The 719-nt window shown below is 48.4% G+C and carries 1 protein-coding gene; it reads left to right on the forward strand.

Translation table 11 applies throughout. From position 1 onward, the window contains the following. Positions 1 to 719: AAA-like domain-containing protein (locus LKE08_RS00090; protein ID WP_324702163.1), on the forward strand; the 719-nt coding region annotated here is incomplete at both ends.

Here is a 719-nt window from a genome sequence, read left to right on the forward strand (position 1 = left end):
AATCCCGAATACAACCGCCTCACGTTCGCGATTTTTGGAGTTGCCACGCCCTCCGATTTGATTCGAGATCGCAACCGCACGCCCTTCAATATCGGGACGGCGATCGCACTGTCGGGGTTCAGCCTGGAAGAGATCGAACCCCTCGCCCGGGGATTGCCTTTTGAATCAGGCAACAAACGAGAAATTATTAAACACATTTTATACTGGACGAACGGCCAACCCTTTTTGACTCAAAAAATTTGCCATATAATTGGCAATTTTGTTTCGGAAAATAAAAGAAAAATTTCGGTGGAAAATGCGGCATTTTGGATCGAAAATATCGCCCGCAATTATATCATCTACGGCTGGCAATCGAAGGACGAGCCGGAACACTTGAAAACCATCCGCGATCGCCTCCTCCGCAACCCGCTGCGGACGGGAAGACTGTTGGGAATTTATCAGGATATTTTGCAGAATCACGGCATCAAATTTGACAACAGCCGCGAGTATACGGAACTCATATTGTCGGGAATAGCCGTCAAAAATGGCGAAAAATTGGCGGTCAAAAATCGAATTTATGAAGCGGTCTTCAATCTCGAATGGGTGATCGAACAGTTGTCGGCCATCCGCCCCTACTCTCAAACCTTTGATGCTTGGGTCGCTTCCGGCCAAACGGACGAATCGCGGCTGTTGCGGGGGCGGGCTTTAAAAGATGCACAAATTTGGGCGATCGGAAAAAG

Source organism: Lyngbya sp. CCY1209 (assembly GCF_035615495.1).
Taxonomy (GTDB): Bacteria; Cyanobacteriota; Cyanobacteriia; order Cyanobacteriales; family Microcoleaceae; genus Limnospira.